Genomic DNA, 9,932 nt, shown 5'->3' on the forward strand with positions numbered 1-9,932 from the left:
GCGGCGGGCTCGTGCCACCTCGTAGAGGGAGACCGCTGCGGCGATGCCGGCGTTGAGCGACTCGGTGGTCGCGGCGATCGGGATCGACACGATCTGGTCGCACTTCTCCGAGATGAGCCGCGACAGACCCTTGCCTTCGGAGCCGACGACGATGCACAGCGGGTCGCGGGTGAAGGTCAGTTCGGGCAGGTCGACGTCACCGTCCATGTCGAGGCCGACAACGAAGACATTCTGCTTCTTCAGCTCATCGATCGCCCTGGCCAGGTTGACCACCTGTGCCACGCGGATGCGAGAAGCGGCACCGGCGGAGGTCTTCCACGCCGCGGCCGTCATCGAGGCGGCGCGACGCTCCGGGATGATCACACCGTGACCGCCGAAAGCCGCCGTCGACCGGACGATGGCACCGAGGTTGCGCGGATCCGTGATCCCGTCGAGGGCCACGAGCAGCGGAGTCTCGGCTCGTTCGGCCGCGAATTCGAGCAGGTCGGCGGGGTCGGCATAGTCGTACGGCGGAACCTGCAGGGCGATGCCCTGGTGGATCGCGTCGTCGGTGAGCCGGTCGAGGTCGGGCTTGCTCGCTTCGAGCATCGAGATTCCGCGCTGCGTCGCCAGAGTGATGGATTCGCGCACCCGATCGTCGGAGTCGATGCGACCGGAGACGTACATCGCGGTGGCCGGAACACCTTCGCGCAGAGCCTCGAGGACCGAATTGCGCCCGGCGACCATATTCGGTCCGAGCTCCTTCTTCTTCCGCTTCGCCTGCGCCGAGGCGTTCGAACTCTTGCGCTGCTGCGCGGCCTTGTGCGCCTTGTGATAGACGCGGTCCTCGGCCTTGGGCGTCGGCCCCTTGCCGCGCAGGCCGCGCCTGTTCTTGCCGCCCGACCCCTTGGTCGGGCCCTTCTTCGATCCGCCGGAGCGGGGATTGGAAGCCATGTATTTCCTATCGGATGCGTTGGGGTCGCGAGCTCATGCCCGTGACCGAAATTCGTCGACCTCAGCCCTCGCCGAGGTGGTAGCGGTACCCGTCGGCCGTGTCCTCGATGATGACGCCGGCCGCGGCCAGTTCGTCACGCAGGGCATCGGCAGTGGCGAAGTCCTTCTCCGCTTTCGCCTCGGCCCGCCGTGCGGCCATGGTGGCCACGAGGGAGTCGAGCGCGGACTCCGCCTTGGCATCGGTCGCCGATCCGACCCAGACAGCGGCGCTGGGATTGACTCCGAGGATGTCGAGCATGAGCTCCACCTCGGCGACGATTCGCCTCAGTCCCGCACGGTCGCTGCCGGAGTCGAGGAGCTTCGCTCCCTCGCTCACGGAGGAGAAGACGACCGACAGCGCCCGCGGCACACCGAGGTCGTCGTCGAGGGCGGCGGCGAATTCGGCAGGAACGTCGACGCTGCGTGAAGCGTAGGAGACGCTGACGTCCGGCAGCGCCGGCGCGTCCGCTCCGAGTGCCTGGTGGGCGCGCTGGAGGAAGTTCTGAAGCCGTTCGAGCGAGGCCGCCGAGCGTTCCATCGCCTCGCTCGAGAAGTCGAGAATCGACCGGTAGCTGGCGCCGGTGAGGAAGTAGCGCACGGCCAGCGGGCTGAACGTGTCGAAAAGGTCGGAGGCGAAGACAGAGTTGCCCAGAGACTTCGACATCTTGTCCCCGCCCACATTGAGCAGGCCGGAATGCATCCAGATGTTCGCGAACCGGTCGCCGGCCGCTCGGGACTGGGCGAGCTCGTTCTCGTGGTGCGGGAACCGCAGGTCGAGTCCGCCGCCGTGGATGTCGAAGTTCGACCCCAGGTACTTCGTTGACATGGCCGAGCACTCGATGTGCCAGCCCGGCCGGCCCCGTCCCCACGGCGACGGCCACGAGGCGGTGATCGGCTCGGAGTCCTTATGCGCCTTCCACAGCGCGAAGTCCCTGGCGTCCTTCTTCCCGCGCAGCTCGGCCCCCTCGGACAGTTCCATGTCCTCGAGCCTCTGGTTGGTCAGTGCCCCGTATTCGCTCCACGAGGCGGCGTCGAAGTAGACATCGGCGCTGCCGTCGATCGCGGGGTAGGCATGACCGGCCTCGATGAGGCGGGAGATGAGTTCGATCATCTCGGTGATGTGCCCCGTCGCGCGCGGTTCGCTGCTCGGCGGCAGCACATCGAGCGCATCGTAGGCGGCGGTGAAGGCGCGTTCGTACTTATACGCGTGAGCGAACCATTCCCGACCCTCCTCGACGGACTTCGACAGGATCTTGTCGTCGATGTCGGTGACATTGCGGATCATGGTCACCCGGTAACCGCTGTAGAGCAGCCAGCGGCGCAGAGTGTCGAACACCGAGGCCGAACGCAGGTGGCCGATATGCGGCTCGCCCTGCACCGTGGCGCCACAGACGTAGATACCGACCCGACCGTCGTTGACGGGGCGCAGTTCTTCGGTCGTGCGGCTGGCGGTGTTGTAGAGCGAGATAGTCACGCCCCCAAGTCTACCGGGCGTGGAAGATTTCCCGGGTTCCCATTATTCGATACACGACTGTTATGCGCATCACGTGACGGCGGGCACATTGCCCAGCGTTTTCACAGTAAACTGGAGCGATGTAATGAAGCCGCAGCAGAGATCATTTCTCACATCACGGACTTCACATCGGACCACCGATCTCACAGACGAAACTTCGGTGGCCCCACTCGGTCGCGATGGTCCGCGACCGGACAAGAAAGGACATCATGTCACCCATGTCATCACCCCAGAGGGAGGTCTTCGTCTCCCGCGGCGCGTTCATCTTCGCGGCCATCGGTTCGGCGGTCGGCCTCGGCAACATCTGGCGCTTCCCGTATGTCACCTACGAGAACGGCGGCGGCGCCTTCCTCATCCCCTACCTCGTCGCTCTGCTGACGGCAGGCATCCCGCTGCTGTTCTTCTACTACGCGATGGGCCACCGGTCTCGCGGATCGGCTCCGCTGGCCTACCGAATGACTCACCGTGCCGCCGAGCCCATCGGCTGGTTCGCCACCGGAATCGCGATCATCATCGGCATCTACTACGCCGCCATCATCGGCTGGGCCGGCTCCTATATGTTCTTCTCGCTGAGTGAGGCCTGGGGCGACGACGCGGAGGGCTTCCTCTTCGGCGAGTACCTCAAGCTCGGAGACCCCGGAATCTCCTTCGAATTCGTTCCCGGCGTGCTCATCCCGCTCATCATCGTGTGGGCCATCGTCCTCGGCATCCTCCTGCTCGGTGTGCAGAACGGCATCGCACGGTTCTCGAAGATCTTCATTCCGCTGCTCATCGTCCTCTTCCTCGCCCTCGTCGTCCGGTCGCTGTTCCTTCCCGGCGCTGCGCAGGGACTGAATGCACTGTTCACTCCCGACTTCTCGGCACTGGCAGATCACAAGGTGTGGATCGCGGCGTACGGTCAGATCTTCTTCTCGCTGTCCATCGCCTTCGGCATCATGATCACCTATGCCTCCTACCTGAAGAAGAAGACGAACCTCACCGGCTCCGGTCTCGTCGTCGGCTTCTCGAACTCGGCGTTCGAGATCCTCGCCGGCATCGGAATCTTCGCGGCCCTCGGGTTCATGGCCTCTGCGCAGGGCGTCGAGGTCTCCGAGGTGGCATCGTCGGGCATCGGCCTGGCCTTCGTCGGCTTCCCGACGCTGATCTCCCAGATGCCCGGCGGGGCGATCTTCGGATTCGTCTTTTTCGCCTGCCTCGTCTTCGCAGGTCTGACCTCGCTGATCTCGATCGTGCAGGTGCCGATCCAGGCTCTGCGGGACAAGTTCCGTCTCAGCAACAAGACCTCGACGGCGACCGTCGGCGGCGCGATGGCGATCGTCTCGCTGGTGCTCATGCCCACGGTGACCGGACTCTACGCGCTCGACACCATGGATGCCTGGGCGAACAACATCGGCATCGTCGGCTCGGCCGTCCTCTCGATCGTCGTCGTCGCGTGGCTGCTGCGCAAGCTGCCGGTATTCAAGCGTCACCTCAACGCAGTCTCGAGCTTCAAGCTCGGGTGGACCTGGATGATCCTCATCTCGATCACCGGTGTGGTGCTCGCCTACATGCTCGTCACACAGATCATCGCCTACGCCGCCGACGGCTACGAGGGCTACCCGGCCGTCATCATCGGCACCTACGGCTGGGGCATGATCGCTCTGCTCGTCGTCGCCTCCATCGTCCTCACACTGGTCAGATGGCCGAAGAAGACGATCGACGACATGAACGAGGCGATCGCCGACTCCGTGGCCGAAGAGAACCTCCGCAACGAGACCAAGGGAGTCTGACATGGACACTTCAGCAATCGTCATGATGGTCATCGCGATGGTCACCGTCTGGGGCGGCCTGGGAGCCGCAATGCTGCACCTGCGCAAGCACCCCGACGAGGACGTCGCCGACTGACGGACCGGGTGAACCCCACCCCGTTCACGACCGGCTGAGTCGGATCCGCAGCACCGCCTCGGCGACGCGGATCGGCTCACTCTCACCGAGGCGGTCCGATGCAATCCACGCATCGGGCCGCCTTCGCCTATCCACACTCACCCCACCCTGGTCGAACGCATCGTCTCACTCCTGAATACCCACTGGTCGCGGACGTCCGGCCTGGTTAGGGTGGGGGGTGTGAGCACCCCTGCCGGGGTGCATCAGGTCCACTTCGGGTTCCGTATCTGCGGACACCCGCTGCCGAAGACACAAAGGAGACGCAATGCCACAGACAGTCAAGGGCGTCATCTCCCGCAGCAAGGGAGCCCCAGTCGAACTCACCGACATCGTCATCCCGGATCCGGGCCCGGGCGAGGTCGTCGTCGATGTGAAGTCGTGCGGCGTCTGCCACACGGACTTCCACTACCGCGAAGGCGGAATCAGCGACGACTACCCGTTCCTGCTCGGCCACGAATCCGCCGGCGTCGTCTCCGAAGTCGGCGATGGGGTCACCGAGGTCGCGGTCGGCGATTTCGTCATCCTCAACTGGCGCGCCATCTGCGGAGACTGCCGTGCCTGCAAGCGCGGCGAACCCTGGTACTGCTTTGACACCCACAATGCTTCGCAGAAGATGACCCTGCCCGACGGCACCGAACTCGAAGCCGCACTGGGCATCGGCGCGTTCGCCGAGAAGACGCTCGTCGCCGCCGGTCAGTGCACGAAGGTCCCCGAGGCGGACCCGGCGGTCGTAGGTCTGCTCGGCTGCGGAATGATGGCCGGAATCGGCGCCGCCATCAACACCGGTGAGGTCACCCGCGGCAAGTCCGTGGCCGTGATCGGCGCCGGCGGCGTCGGGTGCGCGGCGATCGCCGGTTCGGCTCTGGCCGGAGCGAACACGATCATCGCGCTCGACATCGATGAGAAGAAGCTGTCCTGGGCCAACGATTTCGGTGCCACGCACACCGTGAGCACGAAGGGCATGAGCGAGGACGAAGTCGTCGCCGCGATCCAGGAGCGCACCGGAGGCTTCGGCGCCGATGTCGTCATCGACGCCGTCGGACTCCCCGCCACCTGGCGGCAGGCCTTCTACGGCCGCGACCTCGCCGGCACCGTCGTGCTCGTCGGCGTGCCGACTCCGGACATGGAGCTCACCGTTCCGCTGCTCGACGTATTCGGCCGCGGCGGCAAGCTCAAGTCTTCGTGGTACGGCGACTGCCTGCCCGACCGTGACTTCCCGATGCTCGTCGACCTCTACCAGCAGGGACGTTTCCCGCTCGAGAAGTTCGTGTCCGAACGCATCGGCATCGGCGATGTCGAATCCGCATTCGAGAAGATGGCCAAGGGAGAAGTTCTGCGATCGGTGGTGGAACTGTAATGACAGCTATTGAGCATCTCGTCACGTCGGGTACGTTCTCCCTGGATGGGGAAACGCACAACGTCGACAACAATGTGTGGATCATCGGTGATGACTCCGAGGTCATCGTCATCGACCCGGCCCATGATGTCGATGCGATCGCCGAGGCGGTCGGATCCAGAGAGGTCAAGGCCATTCTGCTCACGCACGGTCATGACGATCATGTCGGAGTCGTCCGCGACTTCGCACAGCGGGTGGGCAATCCGACCGTGTACCTCAATCCCGATGACTATGTGCTGTGGGATATGACCTATGAGAACTACCGTCCCGACGGACAGATCGCCCACGGCGACACCTGGACCGTCGGCGGAGTCAGGCTCAAGGCCCTGCACACTCCCGGCCACTCCCCCGGTTCGACGTGCTTCTTCGTCGAGACCGGTCTGCCGGCTCCGGCATCGGCCGGTGCCGGTCGGGCCGTCGGTCCCGTGCTGTTCTCCGGAGACACTCTGTTCAAGGGCGGCCCCGGGGCCACGGGGCGTTCGCATTCGAGCTTCGATACGATCATCGAATCGATCCGGGACGTGCTCTTCCGGCTGCCCGAGGCGACCGTCGTGCTCACCGGGCACGGTGACTCGACGTCGATCGGCGCCGAGAGCCCGGCCCTTGAGGATTGGATCAAGCGCGGCCACTGAGCCGCCGCAGGACGGACCCTGACCACTCGCCGGCGACGACGCTGATCGCATCGCCGACCGGCCTACGGTCAGTCTCTGACCGAACAGTGCAACTCGCAGACGCGGGTCGCGACCCACAGTGGTTCGCGACCCGCGTCTGCGCTTTCCACCCCTGACGGATAGACTTCTCGGGTGCCTGAATCACAGTCTTCTCAGCCCTCCGAGTCGGCTTCCGCCTCGGCCTCCGGTTCTTCTGCCGCCGCGTCCACCGGCCTCAAGGTGGGCATGAAGCCCCGCCACCTGGTGATGATGAGCCTCGGTTCGGCGATCGGCGCCGGTCTCTTCGTCGGATCCGGTGCCGGAGTGCAGGCGGCCGGTCCCGCCGTGCTCATCTCCTACATCGTCGCGGGCCTCATCGTCATCTTCGTCATGCGGGCGTTAGGCGAACTCGTCGCCGCCGACCCGAATCCGGGTGCATTCTCGCACTATGCGGGCAAGGCCATGGGCCCGGCCGCGGCCTTCGCCGTCGGTGCTCTGTGGTGGGTCCAACTGTGCCTCGTCGTCGCCGCCGAGGCCACCGCCGCCGCACAGATCGCGGCCTCCTATATTCCGGCCGTCCCCCAGTGGGTCATCGCCTTGGCGATCATGCTCGTCTTCACCGCGATCAACCTCACCACTTCCGGCAGCTTCGGCGAGTTCGAGTTCTGGTTCTCGCTCATCAAGGTCGCCTTCGTCGTTCTCTTCGTCGTCCTCGGTGCCGCGTACCTGTTCGGGTGGACCCCGGCCGAACCGCCCGCGCAGATCTTCGCCGACGGGTTCATGCCCACCGGCATCTCCGGTATCGCCGCCGGTCTGCTCGTCGTCGCCTTCGCCTTCGGCGGCATCGAGATCGTCGCTGTTGCCGCGGCCGAGACCGCGAACCCCGAACGCAGCGTCTCTCAGGCGATCAAGACGATCGTGTGGCGCATCCTGTTCCTCTACATCGGGTCCGTGGCGATCATCGTCCTCGTCCTGCCCTGGACGGACGACCGCCTGGCGGAGTCCCCCTTCGTGGCCGTTCTCGAGACTGCTGGGCTGCCGTTCATCGCCTCGCTGCTGGCCGCGGTCATCGTCATTGCGCTGCTGTCGTCGATGAACGCGAACATCTACGGAGCGTCCCGAATGTCGTTCTCGATGTCGCAGCGGTCCATGCTGCCGCGCGGGCTCGGCCGCACCAATCGCCGCGGTGTGCCAGTGGCAGCGGTGCTGGCCACCTCCGCGTTCGGCTTCGTCGCCGTCGCACTCAACTATTTCTGGGCCGCCGAAGTCCTCGGGGTCCTGCTCAATATCGTCGGCTCCACGCTCATCGTCACCTGGGTCGCCACCCTCGTATCGCAGATCGTTCTGCGTCGTCGCGCCGAGGCGGCCGGCCGGTCCCTGCCGCTGCGCATGTGGGGCTACCCCTGGCTGTCGTATGTCACCTTGGCCGGAATCGCTGTGATCATCGGACTCGGCCTGACCGTCGAATCCGTGCGCTTCCAGATCGTCGGCACGCTCATCTTCGTCGTCGCGCTCTGCCTCGTCGGCCTCGTCGTCACGAAGCGCCACCCAGACGCGAAGGTCTGAGACCGCCCATCACCGCCGCCGAGGCGGCTGTCGGCTTCCGTGCCCGGACCGCGGCAGTCTCCCGCGGCCGGTGTTCAGCCGCAGCCGTCGTCCAATGCGGCCATCGGGAACCGTCGAGCCTCACGCTCCGTTCGCGTCCAGCGCGGCGATGAGTTCCCGCAGTGCGCGAGCCGAATCGGCCGATCCCGCCCAGCCGACGAGCATGTCCCTGGTCTGGCCCACGTGCCGAGCGAAGTGTCTGCCTGCATAGTTCGTCACGTCGATCGGCACGATTCTCTCCAGCGCTGCGAGCACAACGTGTGCTGCGCTGCCGAACACGGCAACCGGCACCCCGAGGCGGCTCCGCACGGCTTCGGTCGCCGCATTCGCGGGTCGGTCGAGATGAGATTTCAGTGCGGCCCAGTCGCCGTCGCGGATGCTGAGTTCGGCGACGAAGGGAATGAACACCGTCGGCGGCAGCAGCACGGCCTCCATCGGCACCGGCAGCACACGGCGGCCCAGCCCGCGAACGAGCGAACGCACCGCGCCCCTCGGCCCGGCGACGAGGAAACGCGGTGCGCCGGCCGGTGCCCAGAACCTCACTTCATGCCCGGGTTCGGCCTTTCTGTCGACCTCTCCGTCGCGTCCGCCGTCTGTGGGCACACCACTGTCGACTTCCCCGACCCGGCTGTCGGCTGGGCGCACACCGTCAGCCGGCGCACCCGGGTCCAGTCGTTCGGACAGGAACGCGGGTCCGACAATGACGGCTTGGGCACCGGGGAAGACGGCCTGTGCTCGCTCGAGGTCTCCTTCGACCTGGCTCGTCGTCGCAATGAACGCGGGAGAGATCTCCCGAATCTTCGAGACCACCTCAGCGTCGAGATCACCCGGTCGAGTCGTGAGGACGATGAGGTCCCAGATTCCATCAGCGGCAGCAGCAGTCCAGTCTGTGATCGTCACCCGTCGGGTCGCGGCCACACGGGTCACCGACCAGCCACCGCTCGAACTCGCTCGTCTGCCCTCGGCTCGCCCGAGTCCTCCCGCACAGCTGCTGTCTCGGAAGCCCACCTGGCCGGAATCGGGCGGGTCGGCGATGCTCACGCGTCGCGGATAGGCCGCCCGCCCGTCGGCGCCGGGCGAGCGGGAGACAACGGCGACCTCGTGAGCGTCGGTGAAGAGCGCGGCTCCGGCGAGGCCGACGGCACCGGCACCCTGGAAGAGGACTCTCCTTGCTGGCTCTCCTCGTTCAGCTCTCATGGCTCGGTTCACGTGGCTCGGTTCTCGTGGCTCGGTTCTCGTGGCTCGGTTCTCGTGGCCCAGTTCGAATGGTTCGGGTCGGGCAGATCAGCGGGGGTGGATCAGCGCGGTGGCGATGGCCGCGACTCCTTCACCGCGGCCGGTCAGACCGAGGCCGTCCGAAGTGGTGCCCGATACCGATACCGGTGCGCCTGCTGCCGCCGACAATGCCTGCTGGGCTTCTGTACGACGCGTGCCGATCTTCGGCCGGTTGCCGATCACTTGAACGGAGATGTTGCCGACCTCGAAGCCTGCCTCGCGGACGATGCGGGCCGCCTCGGCGAGCAGCGCCGAACCCGAGGCACCGGCGAATTCCGGGCGGTCGACGCCGAAGTGCTCGCCGAGATCGCCGAGTCCCGCTGCGGCGAACAGTGCGTCGCAGCAGGCGTGGGCGGCCACGTCGGAGTCCGAGTGTCCTTCGAGGCCTCGTTCGCCCGGCCACAGCAGTCCCGCGACCCACAGCTCGCGTGCGGGATCGACGGCGAAGGCATGGACATCGACGCCAGTGCCGATGCAGGGACTGATCTGATTCATCGCGCCTCCTTCGCCGAATCCAACGCATCTGCTCCAGGGACTGCAGCTCCGTCACGCATTCGGGCGAGCTGTTCCGCAAGGACGAGGTCGAGCGGATAGGTGA

The 9,932-nt window shown here is 65.9% G+C and carries 9 protein-coding genes; 5 read left to right on the top strand and 4 right to left on the bottom strand.

What is annotated here, in order from left to right; translation table 11 throughout:
* Positions 1–933: 23S rRNA (guanosine(2251)-2'-O)-methyltransferase RlmB (gene rlmB / locus ACTIIH_RS15005; protein ID WP_441452698.1), on the bottom strand; the 933-nt coding region annotated here is incomplete at its 3' end.
* Positions 934–994: 61 nt separating this feature from the next.
* Positions 995–2,446 carry a cysteine--tRNA ligase gene (gene cysS / locus ACTIIH_RS15010; RefSeq protein WP_441090153.1) on the bottom strand — a complete coding sequence of 484 codons (1,452 nt, stop codon included), beginning with the start codon at positions 2,444–2,446 and terminating at the stop codon, positions 995–997.
* A gap of 257 nt (positions 2,447–2,703) precedes the next feature.
* Between cysS and ACTIIH_RS15015 the strand changes: the two genes are divergently transcribed.
* The 5 genes from ACTIIH_RS15015 to ACTIIH_RS15035 all read left to right on the top strand — a co-directional run bounded on the left by ACTIIH_RS15015 (position 2,704) and on the right by ACTIIH_RS15035 (position 8,020).
* Positions 2,704–4,254 carry a sodium-dependent transporter gene (locus ACTIIH_RS15015; protein ID WP_441452699.1) on the top strand — a complete coding sequence of 517 codons (1,551 nt, stop codon included), beginning with the start codon at positions 2,704–2,706 and terminating at the stop codon, positions 4,252–4,254.
* 1 nt (position 4,255) lies between these two features.
* Positions 4,256–4,369: a methionine/alanine import family NSS transporter small subunit gene (locus ACTIIH_RS15020; protein ID WP_441090151.1), complete on the top strand. Its 114-nt coding sequence runs from the start codon at positions 4,256–4,258 to the stop codon at positions 4,367–4,369.
* A gap of 304 nt (positions 4,370–4,673) precedes the next feature.
* Entirely contained in the window at positions 4,674–5,765 is a 1,092-nt protein-coding gene (locus ACTIIH_RS15025) for an S-(hydroxymethyl)mycothiol dehydrogenase (protein ID WP_441090150.1), read from the top strand.
* Positions 5,765–6,436 carry an MBL fold metallo-hydrolase gene (locus tag ACTIIH_RS15030; protein ID WP_441090149.1) on the top strand — a complete coding sequence of 224 codons (672 nt, stop codon included), beginning with the start codon at positions 5,765–5,767 and terminating at the stop codon, positions 6,434–6,436. Before ACTIIH_RS15025 ends, ACTIIH_RS15030 begins: the two co-directional genes overlap by 1 nt.
* A 264-nt stretch (positions 6,437–6,700) precedes the next feature.
* Positions 6,701–8,020 carry an amino acid permease gene (locus ACTIIH_RS15035; RefSeq protein WP_441090176.1) on the top strand — a complete coding sequence of 440 codons (1,320 nt, stop codon included), beginning with the start codon at positions 6,701–6,703 and terminating at the stop codon, positions 8,018–8,020.
* A 120-nt stretch (positions 8,021–8,140) separates the two neighbouring features.
* Here the strand turns inward: ACTIIH_RS15035 and ACTIIH_RS15040 are convergent, their stop codons facing one another.
* Both ACTIIH_RS15040 and ispF read right to left on the bottom strand, forming a co-directional pair.
* A complete protein-coding gene (locus ACTIIH_RS15040) occupies positions 8,141–9,256 on the bottom strand; it encodes a hypothetical protein (RefSeq protein WP_441090148.1) in 1,116 nt (371 codons plus the stop codon).
* 87 nt (positions 9,257–9,343) lie between these two features.
* On the bottom strand, positions 9,344–9,829 hold the full coding sequence (gene ispF / locus ACTIIH_RS15045; protein WP_441090147.1) for a 2-C-methyl-D-erythritol 2,4-cyclodiphosphate synthase: 486 nt from the start codon (positions 9,827–9,829) through the stop codon (positions 9,344–9,346).
* Between the last annotated feature and the right edge of the window lie 103 nt (positions 9,830–9,932).

Source organism: Brevibacterium sp. (assembly GCF_052105255.1).
GTDB classification, from domain to species: Bacteria; Actinomycetota; Actinomycetes; order Actinomycetales; family Brevibacteriaceae; genus Brevibacterium; species Brevibacterium linens_B.